The following is a 19,046-nucleotide window of genomic DNA, read 5'->3' as shown; positions in this document are numbered from 1 at the left end:
CGTCCCCCGTAAAGGCCCTCGCCGGCCTGATCGCCTTGGCCGTGACGAGAACCACGAGTCTCCCGCCGACGTCGTAGTGCAGTGTGCCGACTGCTTGAACTGTGGGGGGACCACGTGAACGGCGAGATCTACTTCAGCAACAACTACCGTGACTTGTGTGAGCGCAACGGCACAGGAGCCGGCTTCCAGTTCGAGTTCTCGTGCTCGCGGTGCTACGACACCTGGCGTTCACCGTTCGAGGCGTACAGCGGTGAACGGGCCGCCACCTGGCTCAGGAAAGGGACAGACGTGGCCTGGAACCTGCTCGGCAATACGGGCCGCGGGGTCACGTCCGCGGCCGACGGGCTGGCCGGGGCCGGCTGGGGGCGAGCCCGTGACCAGGCCTTCGAGCGGGCGATCAGCAACGCGCAAGGGCATTTCAATCGCTGTGCACGTTGCACCGACTACGTCTGTGGACGCTGCTGGAACGCGGCGCAGGGGCAGTGTCTGCGTTGCGCCCCCGACACCGCCGCAGAGGCCACGGCAGCCCAGCAGCGTGGCCTGAACGACATGGCGGCGCAACAGGCGTACGCGGCAGGCCGACAAGCCGGACAGAGCTACGACCCCGCCACGCCCCGACAACTGGTCTGCCCCCGGTGCCGTACCGAGACCCACGGAGCCGCCTACTGTTCCGGCTGCGGCCATCACCTTGCCCAAACCACGCAATGCGCCTCCTGCTCCACCGTCGTGCCGGACAGCGCGGCCTTCTGTCCGGGGTGCGGAGCGCGGAGGTAGACCCACCTGGCACGACACCGCCGTGGCCGGCCGGCCTGCCGAGGTACGCCTTACGAGCCCTGGGCTACGAGCCCTGGCCGACGACGGTCAGCCGCTTCACTCGTCGGAGTCCGGCTTGTTCCGCGCCGCCGCGTACGCCTGGGCCGGTGTCATGGGGACGCCATTGAGACTGACCGTCTTGTAGGGGCTGACCTCGGCGCATTTCTTGGCCTCGTCTGCGGTGGAGGCGTGGGCGTTGGAAACCGCGGTCTTCGTGTCGGCCGGTGCGGACGACGATGAGCCACCGGGGTAGGTGGTGCCGCTGGGCCAGTCGCTGCCGACCACCAGGATCAGTCCCCTGCTTGGGCCCTGCTTCAGATGCGAGGCGGACAGACCCAGGACCTTGGCGGCCGTCTGGGCCTCGCCCTTCTGTCCGCTGGCGTAGGTGAGGGTCGTGGTGGCGGCGGGGCTCGGGGCGTTGGCCGTGGCCGTACCGGAGTTGAAGCCCTTGTCGATGAGCGCGGTCGCGACGGCGGAGGCGCGGCCGGTGATCTCCGTGCCGTTCTCCACCGTCACAGCGACCTCGGAAGCAGGTACGGCCGAGGCGGTGGCCGTGGGTTTCGTGGTCGCGGATGCCGCCGAGGACTTCTTGCCCGACCCGGTGGTCAGTGACTGGTCGTCGGAGATCGTCGCAAACAGGCTCTTGGCGCCCGCTCCCACCACGACACGGTTGCTGTCGGCCGAGTCAGGGGCCGTCTGCATCGTCGTGAACGTCATCCGCTTCGTCGGCACCTTGTTCAGGTCGGACGCGAGCCCGATCAGCTTCTTCACGGTGCCCAGGCCGTCGTCCACGGTCAGCGCCTTGGTGGCGGCGTCCGCGAGGTCGTAGACCGCCGTGGGGTCGGTGAGCGTGCCCGCGCTCTTGAACTTACGGATCATCGCGCTCAGGAAGATGTGCTGGGAGACGGTACGGCCCAGGTCGCTGCCGTCGCCGAAGCCGTGCCGCGAACGAACGAACTCCAGCGCGGCAACGCCCTTGAGGGTGTGACTGCCGTTGGACAGCTTCAGGTGCGAGTAGGTGTCGTACACGTTGTCGTTGACACACACGGAGACACCGCCGACCGCGTCGGACATCTTGACCACGCCGGAGAAGTCGAGTTTGACGAAGTGGTCGATGGGGATGCCGGTGAGCTGGTGAACGGTCGCCACCTGGCAGGCCGGGCCGTACTGCAGCGCGCCGTTGATCTGGCCGTAGTAGCCGGCCGTGGACCGGCCGGTCTCCTTGTCCTTGCAGGCCGGGACCTGGGTCATGGTGTCACGGGGGATGCTCATCACGGTGGCGTTGGAGCGGTCGGCGGATATGTGCACCACCATTTGCACGTCGGCGTTGCTGCCGGTCTGCACGCCGGTCCGAGAGCAGCCGCCACCGAGCTTGCAATCCGTCTTGCTCGTACGGCCGTCCGAACCCATCACCAGGAGGTTGATCGGGGTGCGGCCGAAGGCGTCCGCCTTCTCCGTGCCGCCCTTGCCGTCCAGGGGGACGCTCTGGATGTTGCCGTTCAGGTGCTCGTAGAACCACCAGCCGACACCTGCCGTGCCCAGCACCAGGAGTGCCAGACAGATACCGGCGATCCTCAGCACCCGCCTGCCCCGCCGTGTCGGACGGGCCCGACGCGCTCGCCCGCTGCCGCGCGAACGGGAAGCCGCTCTGGACGCGGCCCGGCCGCCCGGGGGTCGATCTCCGTCCGACTCCACCGTGCGCTGTCCGGGCACCTGGGACGATCGGCTGCGCGTGGCCCGGCCACCCGAACCGTCCCTCGGGTCGCTCATCTCCCACTCCCATGAACAGTCGGGCCCGTCAGGCCCGGGCCTCAGGGGTGCGGCCGGGCGTGCGCAGGGGCGTACGGGCGGACGACGCGCGCGTCTACCTCGGTTGCGTAGTTGCGCAATCTAACAAATCGATGGCCCGGACAGTAGGGATCCCCGCGCAATTCACAGGTGAGGCATCTCATGGAACCTTTCCGAACAAAGATGCGTCCGCGTGAACCTTTGGCCTTTGGATGCCTCGTCTCCAACGCCTCCCCCGGCCTGCGCCTCGGTCAGGCCCCGGTGCACCGCCCAGCCCGCGCAGCACCTCCAGTACAGCCTCAGCCACCGGTCTCGTGCAGCTCGCGCAGCGGGGCGAGGTCAGGCTGGGAACGCGCGGTCAGCTGTCCGACCATCACCCGCACCACGGTGACGATGTCCGGGTCATCGACGTAGTAGACCTGCCGTCGGCCCTCACGGCGGGAACTCACGAGTCCGGCGAGCTTCAGCTTGGCCAGGTGCTGGCTGACCGCCGGCAGCGCGCCGCCGACCCGGTCGGCGAGATGCGTGACGTCACTTTCGCCCTGCGACAGCGCCCACATCAGGTGCAGCCGGGCCGCAGAGGCGAGCAGCCCGAACGTGGCGGCCGCCTCGGCAAGAACTTCGGCGGGCGGATCCTCGAAACCACCGACGCAACGCGTCACAGCCATCTCCCGCCCACTTCACAGCACTCACTCATGCGCGCGCCCAGTGTAGGTGCCCGAGTGTTCGGTGTCCGCGTGCCAAGGGGGCACACCCCGGGCGCCACGCCCCTGCGCCGCGCCCGCGGCCGGGCGGTACTGCGGCGCTCAGCGGCATGATCGCCGGAGAGGCCTTTGCGCCCTTGGCCGACCGTTCGGCGAGCGCATCTGGGCCCCCCTACGCCCCCGCGTCGCCCTCCCGGCGGGCCTCTTCCTCCAGGTAGCCCCACCAGCCGCTCATCGGGGCTCCGGTCGGGGGTTCGACGGCGTACGTCATGGGCGAACGTACGGCAGTGCGCCGCGGACGACCCGGCCGCCCCCTCAGGATCGCGGGGGTGCTGTCGGAACTCGGATGACGACTTAAGTCCTTTGGCCATGCACACGGAGTGGTGGACGTCAGCATCGGCATCGCACTGGACGACGAACAACTGCTCCCGTTCCCCAGCGCGCGCCGCCCTACCGAGCGCGCCCCGACCACGACGATCCCGTCCCACCACGTCCTGCGCTCCACTCTCCAACTGGTGCGCGCCCACCCGGTCCTGCTGCGTTGGGCCTCTACCAGGCCGCCATGTTCGGGGCGTTCAGCGCCTTCTGGACGACGGTCTCCTTCAACCTGAACGGACCCCGCTTCCGCTGACTCCCCCATCGGCATGGGCGTGTTCGCTCTCGTCGGCGCGGCAGGCGCCGCGATCGCCCCGTTCGCGGGGCGGTGGGCCGACCGGGGACCGGAGCGCCCGATGGGGCGGAAGGCGCCGGGCCTGATCACGCCGTAGCGTCGGGCGGCCGGGAGCGTTCCATGCCCGGCCGCAGCATCAAGCTCGGGGCCCGATGAAGAGTCTGAGCGTGTCCAGGGCCAACTTGTCCGTCACGGCACTTCGACCGGACAGCCGGTGAACAAGAATCCAGCCCTGCGGTGATGCTCCCGCGAAGACGGACGCGCCGCCTGTCGCGCCGTTGTGCCACAGAAGGCTCCCCGCCTTCTGCCAGGCCGGTGCCGGTTCACCCAGCCTGCGGTCGACAAGCAGGTCGGTGAGGAGGCGGGCGGCGGCCCGGGGAGTGGCCCACAGCCCGCCGGCCGGAAGAATCGCGCCGTCCATGGTCCAGTCCGGCCGAGGCCGGCCGAACAGCCCCCTGCGGCACAGTCGTCTGCCGGACGGCGGATCGGCGGTGACGTCGGCGACGCCGAGGGGGTCGAGGAGGTGGCGGTGCAGCAACTCCTCGTACGGGGTACGGGTGGCCGCGACCAGAGCGGCACCCAGGAGCGCGTATCCGAGGTTGGAATACTCCTCGGCCGTCCCCGCGGGAGCCGTGACCAGGGTGTCGAGGCGCCGTACGAGCGAGTCCAGGGTGTCGGCGTCGAAAGCCACGTAGGGATCGCGCCCGCTGATGCCGGGAGGTATCCGAGGAAGGCCCGAGGTGTGCTCGGCAAGTTGGCGCAGGGTGATTCCCGTGCCACTGGGCACCGGCAGGAACAGCTCCAGCGGGTCGTCGAGGCTCAGGACTCCGTCGTCGGCCAAGGCGGTCAGGACGGTCGCGGTGAGCGACTTGGTCAACGAACCGATCTGCACGAACAGGTCGGGGTCGTGGCCGTGAGAGATCTGGGGTGCCTGAAAGCTGCTGAGTATGCAGGTGGGAACTCGGATCATGATGATCTTCTGTCGTGTGTTCGGGGCAGCGCGCGTACCGCCGTGCCGGCGGGCGCGCGATGCCGGTGGGTGACGGATGCGGGCAGCGGGCGGCGTGGAGTCACCCTTGCCGCCGCTCGGCGAGTGGACGCGCGGGGCGCCCGCTCAAGCCGACGCGAGCCAGAGTTCGAGGAGAGCCTCCCGCGCGCGACCGGAGAATTCTGGTCGGCCGGGTCTGTTCCCACCACTCGGTCAATAGGACGCCACGCCCGACGTTCGGCCGTCAGTGGGCGATGCTGTCGATCAGTTCGCGGGCGCCCTGCCGCAGCAGAGCCAGCGCGACGGAAGCACCGAGGTCTGAGGGACTGAGTCGCCCAGCCCATTCGTGGGCGTTCAGGACCGTCTTTCCATCCGGGCTGAACACGCAGGCGCGCAACGACAGATCACTCCGAGATGCCTTCGCGTATCCGGCGATCGGGCTGTTGCAGTGGCCTTGGAGGACGTGCAGGAACATCCGCTCCGCGGTGGTCTCTCGGTAGGTGTCGGAATCGTTCAGAGTACTGATGATGTCGATCGTGGGGGTGTCGGCTTCACGGCACTGAAGCGCCAGAACGCCGGCCCCGATCGGTGGGATCATCGCTTCGGTCGACAGGACCTCGGTGATCACGTCGGTCCGGCCGATGCGCTCCAGGCCGGAGACGGCCAACAGCAATGCGTCGACCTCGCCCGCGGCGAGCTTGTCCAGGCGACGGTTGGCGTTGCCGCGGAACGGCACGCATTCCAGGTGCGGGTGGGAGGCTGCGAGTTGCGCGACCCTGCGCACCGAGGAGGTTCCGATCCGGGTTCCCGCGGGGAGCTCATCGAGAAGCAGACCGTCGGGGTGGACCAGGGCGTCGCGGATGTCGTCACGCTTGAGGAACGCCGCGAAGGTCGTGCCGGCCGGCAGCGGCCTGTCCGCGGGCACATCCTTGACGCAGTGCACCGCGAGGTCCGCCTCCCCGGCGACGAGAGCGGCGTCGACCTCCTTGGTGAACGCCCCCTTGCCCTCGACCTTGGAGAGATCTCCCATCCACTTGTCACCAGTTGTCTTGACCGGGATCACCACGGTCCGGATTTCAGGGTGGAGCGCGCCGAGTTCGGCGCGGACGCGCTCCACCTGGGCCAGGGCCATGGGCGAGTCACGGGAGACGATGCGGATCAGCTCAGGGGCGGACATGTCGTACACGATAGTCCGTCAGAGCCGGGCTCCCACTATCAACACCGAGGCCCATCTGAGCGGCGTGGCAAGGAGGTTGGAGGTATCGGGCAGGCGTGCGAGGAAGTCATTGGCGCGTTCTGGGGTGACTGCGGGCCAGGTGTCGTGTGGCAGCAGGTCGTCCACGATGTACAGGCCGCCCGGTTTGAGGAGGGCGAGCACATCGGTGATGCGCGCAGGGTCGCCGGTCACCTGTGCGAAGCCCTGCCGCGACTCGTCGCATGCCTTCAAGTAGTCCTCGTGGACGTCCCTGGCCGACGTGGGGCCTGACTCGTCGTACCACTCGTCACCGGCAGCGGTGACGCAGGTCCGGTAGGGGACGAGCGGAGGCGTTGGGCCGGCCGGCGTCCGCTGGAACCAGGCACGCCGAGCGGCCCGGACCCGATGCAGCCTTCGGGATCTGGTCACCTGATGTCACGAAGGCCGGTTGGCCGCCCATGGACTGTCCGCCCGGAAGCATCGACTCGTCGCGCTTTGCATCCCACCGCTGGGGCGGACGACCGATGTCCGGGTGAGTCAGCTTTCACGGCTCGACAGGACCTCCTTGACCTTGGCGAGGGCGAAGCCCCAGCCCTGTGCCACGGTCGGCTTGCCCGGCACGGCCACCTCCTCCGGGTTGGTCAGTACGTCCAGCACGACCGGTCCCGGTGTGTCGAACGCCCGACGCACGCTGTCGTGGAGTTCGGCCGGGTCGGTGACTCGGATTCCGGTGAGGCCGAGGGCTGTGGCGACCGCGGCGAAGTCGGGGTTGTCGAGTTCCGTGCCGAACTCGGGCAGGCCCGCCTGCTCCTGTTCCAGCTTGACCATGCCGAGGCGGCGGTTGTCGAAGACGACGAGTTTGACCGGCAGCCTGTACGTCTTGATCGTCATGAGGTCTCCCAGCAGCATGCTCAACCCGCCGTCGCCGCAGAAGGCGACGATCTGGCGGTCCGGCGCCCAGAATTGGGCTCCGAGGGCCTGCGGCATGGCGTTGGCCATGGAGCCGAGATTGTAGGAGCCGATCAGGCGCCGGGTGCCTGTCATGGTGACGAAGCGGGAGAGCCAGACGGTGGCCATGCCGGTGTCGGAGGTGAAGACGGCGTCCTGGTCCGCGAACGTGTCCACCGCGGCCGCCAGTGCTTCGGGACGGATCTCGTGATCGCGGTTGTCCAGGGCAGCGCGCAGTTTCCCGGTCCAGCGGCGTTCGTGGTCGGGGCGAGCCAGCCGCTGCTGTCCTTCCTGCCAGTGGGCGAACCGTTCGCGGGCGTCGTCCAGGTGAGCACGGTCGGATACCGCTTGCAGCAGCGGAAGCAGGCCGCGCAGCGTCGCTCCGACATCGCCGGCCAGGCCTACGGTCACCGGGACCCGGCGGCCCAGGTGCTCCTCTCGGGCGTCGATCTGTACGACTTTGCAGTCCTTCGGATACCACTCGCGGTAGGGGAAGTCGGTGCCCAGCATGAGAAGCACGTCGCCGTTGTCGAGCGCGTGGGAGGCGGCGGGATTGCCGATGAGGCCGGTCTGGCCGACCTGGAAGGCGTTGTCCTCCTCGAAGCCTTCCTTCGCTTTGAGGGTGAGCACCATGGGGGCGGCGAGCAGCTCGGCGGTGCGGAGCACTTCGGCGCGGGCGTCACGGGCCCCGCGGCCGACGAGCAGGGTGACGCGGGAGGCATTGTTCAGGAGGTCGGCAGCCTCGGCGAGAGCGGGGTCGTCGGGCCGCGTGACGGCGCGGTGCAGCGCGAAGCGCGTCGGCCGGTCCTCACTGAGTTCCTGGTCCCCCAGGTCGCCGGGGACCGTCAGCACGGCCACTCCAGCCTGGCTGACGGCCGCGCGTACGGCCGATTCGAGCATGCGCGGCATCTGGTCCGGAGAGGTGACGGTGGCACGGTAGACGGCCACGTCTCGGAAGAGCAGGTCGTTGTCCACTTCCTGGAAGTACTCGCTGCCGATCTCGGCGAGGGGCACCTGACCGCAGATCGCGAGGACCGGCGTCCGGCTCTTGGCCGCGTCGTAAAGACCGTTGAGGAGGTGGACCGAGCCCGGTCCCACGGTGCCCATGCACACTCCGAGGGTGCCCGAGAGTTGCGACTGGGCCCCCGCCGCGAAGGCCGCGGCCTCTTCGTGCCGGCAGCCAACCCAACTCAGTTCGTCCGTGGTGCGGATGGCGTCGGTCAGCGGGTTCAGGGCGTCTCCGACGACTCCGAAGACGTGCCTGACGCCCAGTTCCTTGAGTGCGTCGACGATCACATGGGCGACGGTGCGTGCCACAGGAATGTCCTTCGGTCCGGTGAGGCCCCTTGGTGCGAGGGGACGGGTCAGTGGGTGAAGCGGTCCGGGTCGGCCGTCTGCCAGTCGGTTGCCCAACTGTCGGGGACTGATACGAGCAGTTGTCCGGGCGTGAGCCATTCATGGAGTTCGGCGTAGGAACGGACGGTGTGCGCGTCCACCCGCTGAAGCAGCATGTGGGGGCGCAGGCCCTGCGGATCGTCGACACCCATCGACGCCATGATCTGGAGGGCACTCTTCACCGTCGCCCGCTGATAGCGGTGAACGCGCCGGGACTTGTCTTCGACGTCTACGGCCCGACCGCGTCGTGCGTCCTGGGTGGCGACCCCGACCGGGCAGGTGTTGGTGTGACAGCGCTGCGCCTGGATGCATCCGATCGCGAACATCATGGCGCGGGCGGCGTTGGTGTAGTCAGCGCCCTGGAGCAGACGCTTCACCAGGTCACTGCCGGTGGCGACCTTGCCGCTGGCGCCGATGCGGATCTGGTTCCGCAGACCGACGCCGACGAGGGCGTTGTGCACGGTCATCAGTCCTTCGCCGAGCGGTAGTCCGACGTTGTCGGCGAACTCGAGCGGAGCCGCGCCCGTTCCGCCCTCGGCGCCGTCGACGATGATGAAGTCCGGCGCGGCGCCTTCGGCCAGCATGGCCTTGCACACGGCGAGGAACTCACGGCGCGAGCCGACGCAGAGCTTGAACCCGACGGGTTTGCCATCGGCCAGTTCGCGCATCCGGCCCAGGAAACGGACCAGTTCACGCGGAGTGGAGTACACACGGTGGAAGGGGGGAGAGGCGACCGTCTCCCCTTGCGGAACGCCGCGGACCCGCGCGATCTCCGCGTTCACTTTGGCACCCGGCAGAACTCCGCCGATGCCCGGCTTGGCGCCTTGGCTGATCTTCAATGACACACACTTGACCTGCTCGTGCGCCGCCTTGTCGGCGAACTGCCCCTCGTCGAAGCCCCCGTCGTCCGTCCGGCAGCCGAAGTAGCCGGTACCGATCTCCCAGACAAGATCGCCGCCGGGCTGCAGGTGGTACTCGGACAGGCCACCCTCGCCGGTGTCGTGGGCGAAGCCGCCGAGCTGAGCTCCCGTGTTGAGAGCCAGCACCGCGTTGGCCGACAGGGAGCCGAAGCTCATCGCCGAGACATTGAGCAGGGCCATGTCGTACGGCTGCGTGCAGGCGGGTCCGCCGATCCGGACTCGGGGCGGGCCGTCGGGCACTGCTCGCGGGGCCATGGACGGGGTGAGGTACTCACTGCCGGCCCTGTAGAGGTCGAGTTCCGTTCCGAAGGGTTCCTCGGCGGCGGTTCCCTTGGCTCGCTCGTAGACGATGCTGCGAGTATCGCGGTCAAAAGGGCGCCCGTCGAAGTTGCGCTCGATGAAGTACTGCTGGAGTTCCGGCCGAAGCGCCTCCAGCGCGAAGCGCAGATGCCCGAGCAACGGGTAGTTGCGCAGCACTGAATGCCGCCGTTGAACGAGGTCGTGTACGGCCACCAGCAGTGCCAGGAGCAAGGGGACGGCCGCGCCCCAGTACCAGGGAGAGACCAGGGCGGCGGCCACCAGACCACCCACAGCCAGCAAACCGAGCAGAACGACCAGACGTATCTTCAGCACCACGTCCGTGTGTCCCCAAACCCGGTCGTCAATCACGAACGGGCGCGTGGCCATTTGCTCCGGCCAGGCGGTGGGGAGGCTTCATCGCGCGCCGGTCCCGGGCTGCGGCTCAGCGGCCGGGCAGGAAGCGATCGGTCCCCGCGCGCCGATCCGACCCGCTTCGCCAGGGCTTCGCTCCCGGTGATCGTCAGGCAACGGCCGGGGCGCCTTGCATTCCGCCTGGGCCCGGATCTCCAGGTGGGAGGCATGAGCGGTGATACGGAACGCCGGTTCACCGTCGCGCATCCACGGCGCGGGCTCGGCTGCGCAGTTCCATGCGGGACGCCGGCATCCGGCCGGGGCCCGACCAGAACGGATGCCACCACAGCCGGGCCGACAGCACCAGTAGACGACGGCGCAGCGCCGTGTTCGCCGCCGGGCGGGACGCGGCGAGGGCGTCGTAGGTGCGGTACCAGGCCACCTGCAGTTGGACCAGATCGTGAGGGAAGGGCTCGGACTCCATGCCACTATTAGTTCACATGTTCGAATTATGGCTCAAGTCGACGCCCTCCCGCTTCCCACGGCGGTGATGGAACACCGCAAGCACCGGGTGGCGGCCGAGCGCCCGCCCGGTGTCGTGCCCGCCTCCGGAGACGCGGGCATGGCTCCGGAATCCGACACATCGGCCTCGGATGCCGTCCGGTCCGGGACCCGCGCATATTGCCGAGGACGCCCTCCTGCAAGGGACCGTTCCTGGAAGGATCCGGTGTCATGATCGTGAAACCCTCCGACGACCTCGCCGCCGCCATCGCACGCCTGGGCGGTGAGGAGGACGGGCAGGTCTGGAGCGATTCGTGGAACGACTTGTGCCACCAGGGGTGCGTCCACGACGACAGCTTCCTCGTCCTCCCCCACGTGGCGGCCGTCGCAGACGGCCATGCCCCCGGCGCACCGCAGGAAGCGGTCCTGGCGGCGGGCCTCATCGGCGACTGCGCGACCGCTGAACCGGTCAAGGCGACACTGCCGCCAGCGGGTCCGGCCGCCCTCGCCCCGTTGCCCGCGCGCCTGCACCAAACAGCGACCCAGGCGGGTCACGAGGGAGTCGCACGCGGGGTCACGCATCTCTTCGGCCACGCCACACGCCCGGCCTGCGACGACGTCTTCGCGGTCTCTGAGCAGGTCGAGGCGAGCCACCGGTGAGCGACACTCCCCCGCGGCTCGAAGCCGTGGACTGGACGGCCCTCAGTCACGCCTACGGGACGGCCGAGGACGTGCCCGCCATGCTGCGGGACCTCCACCGGCCCACGAAGGCCGCCGCCGCTGCCGACGATCTGCTCACCCACGTCCACCATCAGGGCGGCGGGGTCTACTCCTGCGCTCCGGCCGCTCTCCCCCACATCATCGCGGCCGCCGCGGACCCGGCCGTCGATGCGGACGTCCGCGGCGAGCTCCTCTACCTCGTCGGGTCTCTGGCCGACTCGGGAAACACGGCACAACCCCGCTTCGTCACCCCCGGTTGGCCCGCCGCGTGGGACCGGGCGATCACCGACCTGCTGCCGCTGCTCGACGATCCGGTGGCGGCGAACCGCATGGCCGTCGCGGACGCCCTGGCCGAGGCTCACCACCGGGCCGACGAGGTGATCGCCGCGCTGCGGGCACGGTGGGAGGAGGAGCGCGAACCACAGGCGCGGCTCCAGCTCATCGACTCGGCCGGCTCACTGACCGCCCACGCCGGTGAACAGCGGAGCGCATCGCTTCACTGGCTGCGGGAACTCATGGACGGCGCCGAGCCCTCCGTACGCCTCGTCGCCGTGCAGGCCCTGCGCCGCGCGCTGCCGGGGCAGGACGACAGCGCGTACATGCGGACCGTGGCCGACGTGCTGTCCGGCAGCGAACCGCACGCATGGCGGCGGCCGGGAGGCGGCGCGGCCGCGCCGACAGTCATCTGGGCTGTCGGCCTGCTGGGAGAGGACCGGGCCGGCCTGGCCGAGGCGACCCGCCGACTGCTCGGACACCCGGACCCCGCTGTGCGCGCGGGAGCACTTCAGGTGGCCGCCGAGGCGCTCAGCCGCCGACGCTCAGCCGTCGCCGAGTTGCTGCCGGCCGTGGCCCGTTCGCTGTCCGACCCCGAGCCCGACAACAGGCTGTTCGCCGCCCGGGTCCTTGGCATGTGCGGGCAGGCCGCCCGCCCCTGGGCCGACGCGCTGTCGGCCATGGTCACGGAAGAGGTCGAACCGCACCCGCCCGCGCGGTCCCACGCGCTCTGGGCACTGTCGCGAATCGGAGACGTGCGATGCGTCCCGCCCCTGGCCCGACGCCTGGCCACAGCGCGGCCCGGGTTCGCGTACCACTCGGTCCACGCCGACGGCTGGTGGACGTACGAGCTGAGCCTGACCGAGGTCGCCGCGGGGCTCGGCACCCACGCCGACGTGTTGCTGCCGCCGCTGCGGGCCCGGCTCACCGCCGCCTCCAGCCTCGACGAACGCCGCGCGCTCTGCCAGCTGCTGCAGGCGTGGGGCGGAGCGGCCGCCCCCGCGATCCCGGACCTCATCGCCCTCCTGGACACCGACGCCGCGGTATGGGCACTGGACGCCCTCGTCGCGATCGGGCCGGCCGCGGCCGAGGCCGTACCCCGCGAACGACTGCGCGCCCTCCTCGACGCCCCACCCGCGGACCAGCCGTTCGCACCGCGCAGCCTGGCACTCGCCTACGGGCGGCTGACCGGCGACCGGGAGCCCGCGCTGAAACTGCTCCTTCCCCAGCTGGGCGAGCCGTACGGCCAGGACAACGCCGCCACGCTGCTGGCGGAGCTGGGGCCGTCAGCCGCGCCGCACGCCGGGCGGCTCCGCGAGCTCCTCCCCCTGCACGCGGAGGGCTGGCTGCCGTTGCGCGTCGGCGAAGCACTGTGGCGGATCACCGGACGGACCGACGAGGTCGTCCCGGCCCTCGTCCGGGCGATCGCCCCGTTCGTGGAACGGGGTGGTGCCTACCCGGCGGTCGTCGAGACGGTGAAGCTGCTGGCCGCGATCGGCGCGGACTCCGCCCCCGCAGAGCCCGTCCTGAGAGGGTTCCTCGACGCCGACGAACGGCCCGTCAGGCACGGAACCTGGCGCTCCGTCCCGGAGGACGACGCACTGTGCGCCGCCGTACGCGCCGCACTGCTCGCCATCTCCGCGCCCGGCGGTGCCACCTGACATCGCGCAGACACCACGCCAAGCACCCTCGAAGGCCGTCGAAGCCCCAACGCCGGCGTGCCGGGCGGCGAGTCGCTGGCGGCGGCGAGGTGCCGGCTCGGCAGCTACGCGACCGGCGAAGCGTGTTCACGTACCGCCGTGGCACACAGGCGTGCCGTGTCACGGCCGTCGGGAGTGGGGGCCCCGTGGCGCGATGGCTCGCGTAAATTCCGCAACTCGCCCTGCTGTCCGGCCGCAGGTTCCCGGCGGGACAGGATCGCCCGGCAGCCTGGTCCTTGGCGAAGGCCGAACTTGCCGAGGACCACGCAACGGAGCCGGCCGCCCAAGGCGGCCGCCAACGGGATGCCGAACCGCGTTCCATGGACATCCCCAGGTAGGCGAGGTTGCCGGTGTCCGCGACACCCAAGGAATCGATGGCGTCCACAGCCGCCCGCCAGTCGTCCGTCATCCGATCGAGGACGACATCGATCCCCTCCGCGGCGATACGGGCCTGGTATTCCGCTGCCGCCAACGGGCTGGGGACTCGTTCACCGTGGTAGGGCCCGTCGATCGCGAGCACGGCGACACCGGCACGCGACGCGAACCATCGGGCCAGACCACAGATCCGTTCGCTTCTCTTGTGCCCGCTGCCCCCATACCCCAACAGCACCAGAGGAGGGGCCATCGAGATGGGCGAAGGCGACAGCCAGAGCACCCCCGGAACCACGTCGGCTTCCCGGGTCGAATGAAACCCCCGCACAACCACATCACCATCCACAACACGGCGGTCAGCCCACACCACTGTCTCGGCCACACAATCACTCAACCAAAAACCCACCCCAGCCAACCAGGGCTACCCTGTCGCGGTGACGACCTCGCGAGTACTGTCGATCGCCCTCCAGGACACCGACCAGCCCCCGCTCCGTCCACTGCCGATCGAAGCTGCCGAACTGCTTCACGACGTTGACGCTCCGCCGCGCCTGGTCGCACATCTGCGGGCAGTCCACGACGTCGCAGGGCAGCTCCTCGAATGGATCGCCGCCCGCAACCTCGACCTGGGAATCAACGCGGGGGCCGTTCTCTTCGGAGCCGCCACCCACGACATCGGCAAGACCCTGCACCCCGCCGAATTGTCCACTCCCGGCGCGCAGCACGAGGAAGCCGGACGTGAGCTGCTCTTGAACCGAGGCGTCGATTCCGGCATGGCACGCTTCGCCGCTACACACGCCGGCTGGAGCACCAAGGAGGCCGGGATGGAAGACCTCCTGGTCAGCCTGGCCGACAAGATCTGGAAGAACAAGCGGGTCCCCGAACTCGAGGACCTTGTCGTCGCCGGACTGGCGGTGGCGAGCGGAAGGCCGGTCTGGGAGGAGTTCCTCGACCTGGACAGTGTCCTCACGCGCATCGGCGACCAGGCCGATGCACGTCTCGCCTTTCAGATGTCCTACCCCGCAGACGGGGGCGGCCGACGACCGCCGAACCTCCCAACCGCGCTCACCGCATGGTTCGCCAAGAACGAGGCCGTCTTCCGCTCGCGTGGGATCACTGCCGAACTGGGGCACTCCCCAGCGGACGGCCGTCTGAAGACCAGCACTTGGCTGACCGTCGAGGCCGGGAGCCGGGTCATGCTGATCACTGTCTGGAGTAGCGGTGAAGTCGAACTCGATCATGCGGACCTCGGCACTGGTGACACCCGCCCGGAGCACCGAGATCTCCAAACCGACCAAGAGCTCCATGACCTCCTTGGATCTGCTCTGAACTGGGTCGCCCCCGACCATCCCGTTCAATGAGGCCTTTCCCATTTCTCCAGAGCACGCGAGGCCGAAGTCGCCCTGCACTGCCTCATCAGGCGCCTCCGGCGGTCCGGTTCCGTGAGTACGACGATCTCGAGTAGAGGCCGCGGGGTGCTGATATCGACGGGTGTGGCCACACACCGTCACACGTGCTCGTCCGCGGAGGCGGTGATGACGGGCTCGGGGCCGGTGGGCAGGAGTCCAAGCACTAGGGCCACAGCCTCTTCGGCGGTCTCGACTTCGCCGATCACGGCGGAAGGATTGCGTCGGCGCACCTTGAACCGTCCGTTGTCCAGGGGCTCGATCGATCCGGCCTGCACAGTCCAGGGGTAGCTGGTGGAGCTGCTGAAGAGCAGGGCGAAGTGGCTGGTGAACGGATACAGCCGCCGGAGTCGTGGCTGAGCGGCGGCAGCCTCCAGCAACGGAACGATGCCCGGATACGGGCGCCCGGGCGAGCGGATCTGGTTCACTGCATGCTTCCACTGCCAGGTGAGTCGCAGGGACTGCCAATGGGCCTCGACAACGTCAGCCAGCCCGCGACTGCGCGCTGCAACTATGTCTGGCAGAACTGGTCTTGGGGGGAGGGGCAACTGTCGATCGCAGGTCTCGTCATTCGCGTCCACTGTCATAGTGTGGCGGCCGTTGCCTGAAACCGGCGCCCTGACAACGAAGATCATGGCCGGGTGAGACTGCGTATCCGGAGGAGTCGGAACGAGGATCGGCCGTACATGGCCCGCCTGAGCGTCGTCACCCGGTTTACGTGTCCTTCGACGACCCCGGAGCTCCAGGACAGGGTCAGGCCGGCAGTGACTGCGGCGAGGTCCTGACGGAGGAAGCCGGCGAAGCCCTTCATGGGCTTCGGCGCGTCCTGTTCGGCCAGTCGGATCCACTCCAGCAACAGGTATCCGCGCCGGTGACGGACCAGAGCGGCGAAGGCCCGAGCGAGATCGGGGGCCCCGGGTGATGTCCGGGCAGGCGAGCCGGACTTGAAGGAGTCGCTCGTCCTGGCTTTCGGTGAGCGTTTCCCGGGGCCGCATGATCCACGAGGTGACCTTGCGGGAGCTCGGGGTGTCGGCCCGGACCGGTTCGGCGGTGCCCGACCGGAGGGCGGCGAGGTGTTCGCGGACGACCTGGCGGCTGCCTCGGTGGCCGCGGGCTTGGATCTCCAGGAACCCCGGGCGCTACCTACGGCACAGAGGTGGGCGCGTCCATCCGCTCGACCTTCCCCGGCGCGGGCACCGTCGTCGGCGGTGTGATCGGGGGTGTTGTGGGAGGCATCATCGGCAGTGGTGTGGCGTCCGACGTGCCCGCCGAGTTCATGAATCGGTTCCGACCCCGGATGGAGGCATCCTCAGCATGAGTAGTACCGAGCCTGTGGGACTGCTGCACGTGGTGATCATGTACGAGCGGCCCTCGGCGCACAGGGTGATCTGTCACGCCCGCTGCATCAGTCTGGAGCGGGGGGTCTTCGTCGGCGAGTCGGTGCTCCCGGTGGACAGCCCACCGGGCGACCGGACTTCCCCGGCCCGGGTGGTCCGGATGCACCGGCCGCCGTACGGAGAGTTCCCCGAACTGCCCTCCGGCTGGAGTGCGCTCGTCGAACTCGACGGCACGGACCTGTCCTGGGTGCAGCCCATGGCGAGGCTCCGAGTACTCCCGCCGACGACCGGCACGGATCAGGAACAGGTGGGCTGAGCACCGTCTTCGGCGGTCGCCGACCGGAACCTGGTCCACGCGTCGCGGTTCTGGCTCAAGTCCTCAGCAGATGGCGCGGAGCCCTGATGTCGGCCCCGACCGTCCCGTGGGCCGGCGTATCACCCGCCAGGCTCCGCGCGGTCGACGGCGAGGCGGGCCTCGAAGCCGTCGAGGAGGGACTGGAGGCCGAACTCGAAGGAATTGTCGGGCGCTCCGGCGTACTCCGCGGCGGCCGTGGTGTCGAGGCGTTTCCGCAGGTGCGGGAATTGCATGGCGGTCTCGGTGGCGCGTTTCATGGCCTCGGCCATCAGTTGCTCGGCGTCCGCGCCGTTCTTGTTCAGCCGACGGTTCAGGGAGACCTGTGCGGCAGGACCGAGCGTGCTGCCGAGCACGAAGGCGAGTGCGGCAGCGGCCGCCCGGTCCGCGTCGGCGGCGGCGAAGCCCGCCTTTTCGTAGATGGCCAGAGTGAGGTCGTTGTGCCGGGCCTGGGCGGGTCCGTGCAGGAGGTGGCTGCCGAATGCCTGGACGAGCCAGGGGTGCCGGGTGAGCATCGCGTGCACGCCGACGGCATGGGCGACGGCGGCCGTACGCCAGTCGGTGGCGTCGAGATCGGGCGCCTCGACCTCGTGCCAGACCGCGTCGCTGGCGAGCCGGACCAGGTCGTCCTTGTTCTTGATGTGCCAGTAGACGGCCGTGGCGGCCGAGCCGAGGCGTTGCGCCAGGCTCCGCATGTTGAGGCCGTCCAGCCCCTCGTCGTCGAGCAGCTCGATGGCCGCACGAATGATCCGGTCTGCGGTCAGCGTGTCTCGCGGCATGACCATCATGCTACTTGAACTTAGTTCATGACGGGTCTTGCACTTTGTTCAAGTGAGTCCTACGCTCGCACTCGTACTTAGTTCAAGCGCCGAAAACGTCGAAAGGGGAGAGCCATGTCGCAGGACAAGCTTTCGGAGTTCGTCGCGTCGCAGGCCACGGAGCTCGGCGTTCCCGGTGTCGCCGTCGGGGTGCTGCTGGACGGTCGGGAGACCTACGCGTCGCACGGTGTGACCAGCCTCGCCAACCCGCTCCCGGTCGACGAGAAGACCCTCTTCCCCTTGGCGTCGGTGTCCAAGACCTTCACAGCGACCGCGCTGATGTGTCTGGTCGCTCAGGGAAAGGTGGACCTGGACGCGCCGGTGCGGCACTACGTGCCCGAACTGAAGCTGGCCGACGAGCGGGCCGCGGCGCAGATCACCGTCCTGAACCTGTTGAACCACACCGCGGGCCTGGACTGGAACCTGATCGACGACGGCGAGGGCGACCGCTCCCTGGCCGGACTGGTGGAGAAGCTGCCTGGGCTTCCGCTGATCGCACCGCCCGGGGCCCGCGCCTCGTACAGCCAAGCCGGTTACAACCTGGCTGGCCGGATCGTCGAGAAGGTCACCGGCCTTCCCTTCGAACAGGCCATGTCCTCACTCGTCCTGGAGCCGGTGGGCCTGGAGGACACCGTGTATGGACTGGCAGAGGTGATGATCCGCAAGTTCGCCGTGGGCTACAACCGCGGCGAGGACGGGGCGCTGCGAGCCGCCCGGCCCTGGAACGCGTTCAAGGAGGGCGCGCGCGGCGACAACCCCGGCGGCGGACTCGCCTCCTCGATGAGCGATCTGCTGCGCTGGGCACAGTTCCAACTCGGCGACGGCGATGACGTGTTGCCCGCCGCGGAGCTGCACCGGATGCGCGAGCAGACGGTCGCAATGCGCGGCAGCACGCTCGGCGAAGGCTTCGGCATCTGCTGGTTCCTGCACGACTTCGACGGCCTCCACGGCATCGGCAGCGGCGGATCGGGCAACGGCCAGTTCGCCGAGCTGCTCATCGTGCCCGAACGCAATTTCGCAGTGGCCTCCCTGGCCAACGTCGGTCCGGACGGCTACCCCTTCAACCAGTCCGTCGTGCGGTGGGCGCTCGAGCACTACCTCGGCTTCGTCGAAAAGACGGTGGAGCCGCTCCCGTACGACAAAGCACTGGCCCAACAGGTCGTCGGCCACTACGAGATCGACGCCTTGAATCTCGACATCGCCACCGACGGCACCCGTCTCACCTTGGAGGTCGGGATCAAGCCGCAGATCCGCGAGGCATCGGACGAGGACATGCCTCCGGACTACCCGGCCGCGGGCCTCGGTTTCCTTCCCGGCGACGGTGACGACTATGTGATCACCGAAGGCGGCCTCAAGGGGCAGCGGGGCTACTTCTCCCGTGACGCCAACGGCACGGTCACAGGCGTCGACCTCGCCGGCCGGCTCTTCGGCCGCGCCACGCACGCGTCCTGATCCACAGCAGGCAGGGGCGGACCGAGCGGTCGCCCCCGCCTTGCGC

18 protein-coding genes are annotated in these 19,046 nt (G+C 69.2%); 7 read left to right on the top strand and 11 right to left on the bottom strand.

The window, feature by feature from the left end; translation table 11 throughout:
• Positions 1–114: 114 nt before the first annotated feature.
• Positions 115–774 carry a zinc ribbon domain-containing protein gene (locus ACFYR3_RS35535; protein ID WP_389286063.1) on the top strand — a complete coding sequence of 220 codons (660 nt, stop codon included), beginning with the start codon at positions 115–117 and terminating at the stop codon, positions 772–774.
• Between the two features lie 96 nt (positions 775–870).
• On the opposite strand, the gene ACFYR3_RS35530 is transcribed toward ACFYR3_RS35535, so the two are convergent.
• Complete coding sequence (locus tag ACFYR3_RS35530; protein WP_356781670.1) at positions 871–2,394, bottom strand: LCP family protein; 1,524 nt, start codon at positions 2,392–2,394, stop codon at positions 871–873.
• Positions 2,395–2,900: 506 nt separating this feature from the next.
• Positions 2,901–3,269 (bottom strand): metalloregulator ArsR/SmtB family transcription factor, encoded by a 369-nt coding sequence (locus ACFYR3_RS35525; protein WP_355856453.1) that lies wholly within the window; start codon positions 3,267–3,269, stop codon positions 2,901–2,903.
• Between the two features lie 680 nt (positions 3,270–3,949).
• Here ACFYR3_RS35525 and ACFYR3_RS35520 point away from each other — a divergent pair.
• On the top strand, positions 3,950–4,072 hold the full coding sequence (locus ACFYR3_RS35520; RefSeq protein WP_389286061.1) for a hypothetical protein: 123 nt from the start codon (positions 3,950–3,952) through the stop codon (positions 4,070–4,072).
• Between the two features lie 39 nt (positions 4,073–4,111).
• Here the strand turns inward: ACFYR3_RS35520 and ACFYR3_RS35515 are convergent, their stop codons facing one another.
• From ACFYR3_RS35515 to ACFYR3_RS35490, 6 genes are all read right to left on the bottom strand, one after another.
• Positions 4,112–4,945 (bottom strand): serine hydrolase domain-containing protein, encoded by an 834-nt coding sequence (locus ACFYR3_RS35515; RefSeq protein ID WP_389286059.1) that lies wholly within the window; start codon positions 4,943–4,945, stop codon positions 4,112–4,114.
• Between the two features lie 262 nt (positions 4,946–5,207).
• Entirely contained in the window at positions 5,208–6,140 is a 933-nt protein-coding gene (hemC, locus tag ACFYR3_RS35510) for a hydroxymethylbilane synthase (RefSeq protein ID WP_355856462.1), read from the bottom strand.
• An 18-nt stretch (positions 6,141–6,158) separates the two neighbouring features.
• A complete protein-coding gene (locus ACFYR3_RS35505) occupies positions 6,159–6,587 on the bottom strand; it encodes a hypothetical protein (RefSeq protein ID WP_355856465.1) in 429 nt (142 codons plus the stop codon).
• A gap of 108 nt (positions 6,588–6,695) precedes the next feature.
• Positions 6,696–8,423, bottom strand: a complete 1,728-nt coding sequence (locus tag ACFYR3_RS35500; RefSeq protein WP_389286057.1) for a thiamine pyrophosphate-dependent enzyme — start codon at positions 8,421–8,423, stop codon at positions 6,696–6,698.
• Positions 8,424–8,470: 47 nt separating this feature from the next.
• Positions 8,471–10,054 (bottom strand): FMN-binding glutamate synthase family protein, encoded by a 1,584-nt coding sequence (locus ACFYR3_RS35495; protein ID WP_389286055.1) that lies wholly within the window; start codon positions 10,052–10,054, stop codon positions 8,471–8,473.
• 271 nt (positions 10,055–10,325) lie between these two features.
• Positions 10,326–10,556 (bottom strand): hypothetical protein, encoded by a 231-nt coding sequence (locus ACFYR3_RS35490; RefSeq protein ID WP_355856474.1) that lies wholly within the window; start codon positions 10,554–10,556, stop codon positions 10,326–10,328.
• A 248-nt stretch (positions 10,557–10,804) separates the two neighbouring features.
• Here ACFYR3_RS35490 and ACFYR3_RS35485 point away from each other — a divergent pair, with 248 nt between their 5' ends.
• The 3 genes from ACFYR3_RS35485 to ACFYR3_RS35475 all read left to right on the top strand — a co-directional run bounded on the left by ACFYR3_RS35485 (position 10,805) and on the right by ACFYR3_RS35475 (position 14,996).
• Positions 10,805–11,233, top strand: a complete 429-nt coding sequence (locus ACFYR3_RS35485; protein ID WP_355856477.1) for a hypothetical protein — start codon at positions 10,805–10,807, stop codon at positions 11,231–11,233.
• A complete protein-coding gene (locus tag ACFYR3_RS35480) occupies positions 11,230–13,227 on the top strand; it encodes a HEAT repeat domain-containing protein (protein ID WP_389286053.1) in 1,998 nt (665 codons plus the stop codon). The genes ACFYR3_RS35485 and ACFYR3_RS35480 overlap by 4 nt, the downstream gene beginning before the upstream one ends.
• An 845-nt stretch (positions 13,228–14,072) precedes the next feature.
• Complete coding sequence (locus ACFYR3_RS35475; RefSeq protein WP_389286051.1) at positions 14,073–14,996, top strand: HD domain-containing protein; 924 nt, start codon at positions 14,073–14,075, stop codon at positions 14,994–14,996.
• A gap of 146 nt (positions 14,997–15,142) precedes the next feature.
• Here ACFYR3_RS35475 and ACFYR3_RS35470 read toward each other — a convergent pair whose 3' ends face one another.
• Together ACFYR3_RS35470 and ACFYR3_RS35465 are read right to left on the bottom strand one after the other, a co-directional pair.
• Positions 15,143–15,628: a DUF6193 family natural product biosynthesis protein gene (locus ACFYR3_RS35470; protein WP_389286123.1), complete on the bottom strand. Its 486-nt coding sequence runs from the start codon at positions 15,626–15,628 to the stop codon at positions 15,143–15,145.
• A gap of 44 nt (positions 15,629–15,672) precedes the next feature.
• Positions 15,673–15,924, bottom strand: a complete 252-nt coding sequence (locus tag ACFYR3_RS35465; protein ID WP_389286121.1) for a transposase — start codon at positions 15,922–15,924, stop codon at positions 15,673–15,675.
• Positions 15,925–16,355: 431 nt separating this feature from the next.
• On the opposite strand from ACFYR3_RS35465, the gene ACFYR3_RS35460 reads away from it, so the two are divergent.
• On the top strand, positions 16,356–16,694 hold the full coding sequence (locus ACFYR3_RS35460; protein ID WP_355856489.1) for a hypothetical protein: 339 nt from the start codon (positions 16,356–16,358) through the stop codon (positions 16,692–16,694).
• A 119-nt stretch (positions 16,695–16,813) separates the two neighbouring features.
• Here the strand turns inward: ACFYR3_RS35460 and ACFYR3_RS35455 are convergent, their stop codons facing one another.
• Positions 16,814–17,509, bottom strand: a complete 696-nt coding sequence (locus tag ACFYR3_RS35455; RefSeq protein WP_389286049.1) for a TetR/AcrR family transcriptional regulator — start codon at positions 17,507–17,509, stop codon at positions 16,814–16,816.
• 114 nt (positions 17,510–17,623) lie between these two features.
• Between ACFYR3_RS35455 and ACFYR3_RS35450 the strand changes: the two genes are divergently transcribed.
• Positions 17,624–19,000: a serine hydrolase domain-containing protein gene (locus ACFYR3_RS35450; protein WP_355856495.1), complete on the top strand. Its 1,377-nt coding sequence runs from the start codon at positions 17,624–17,626 to the stop codon at positions 18,998–19,000.
• Positions 19,001–19,046: the final 46 nt, after the last annotated feature.

This window comes from Streptomyces sp. NPDC005784, assembly GCF_042871525.1.
Lineage (GTDB): Bacteria > Actinomycetota > Actinomycetes > Streptomycetales > Streptomycetaceae > Streptomyces.
The sequence above is the reverse complement of the archived record's forward strand: the minus strand, read 5'-3'. Positions and strand labels throughout refer to the sequence as shown.

Excerpts from the sequence above, each read along its gene's own strand:
- ACFYR3_RS35520 (WP_389286061.1), top strand. The coding sequence starts at position 3,950 with ATGGGCGTGTTCGCTCTCGTCGGCGCGGCAGGCGCCGCGATCGCCCCG.
- hemC (WP_355856462.1), bottom strand. The coding sequence starts at position 6,140 with ATGTCCGCCCCTGAGCTGATCCGCATCGTCTCCCGTGACTCGCCCATG.
- ACFYR3_RS35450 (WP_355856495.1), top strand. The coding sequence starts at position 17,624 with ATGTCGCAGGACAAGCTTTCGGAGTTCGTCGCGTCGCAGGCCACGGAG.
- ACFYR3_RS35470 (WP_389286123.1), bottom strand. The coding sequence starts at position 15,628 with ATGACAGTGGACGCGAATGACGAGACCTGCGATCGACAGTTGCCCCTC.
- ACFYR3_RS35490 (WP_355856474.1), bottom strand. The coding sequence starts at position 10,556 with ATGGAGTCCGAGCCCTTCCCTCACGATCTGGTCCAACTGCAGGTGGCC.
- ACFYR3_RS35455 (WP_389286049.1), bottom strand. The coding sequence starts at position 17,509 with ATGCCGCGAGACACGCTGACCGCAGACCGGATCATTCGTGCGGCCATC.
- ACFYR3_RS35485 (WP_355856477.1), top strand. The coding sequence starts at position 10,805 with ATGATCGTGAAACCCTCCGACGACCTCGCCGCCGCCATCGCACGCCTG.
- ACFYR3_RS35515 (WP_389286059.1), bottom strand. The coding sequence starts at position 4,945 with ATGATCCGAGTTCCCACCTGCATACTCAGCAGCTTTCAGGCACCCCAG.
- ACFYR3_RS35460 (WP_355856489.1), top strand. The coding sequence starts at position 16,356 with ATGAGTAGTACCGAGCCTGTGGGACTGCTGCACGTGGTGATCATGTAC.
- ACFYR3_RS35525 (WP_355856453.1), bottom strand. The coding sequence starts at position 3,269 with ATGGCTGTGACGCGTTGCGTCGGTGGTTTCGAGGATCCGCCCGCCGAA.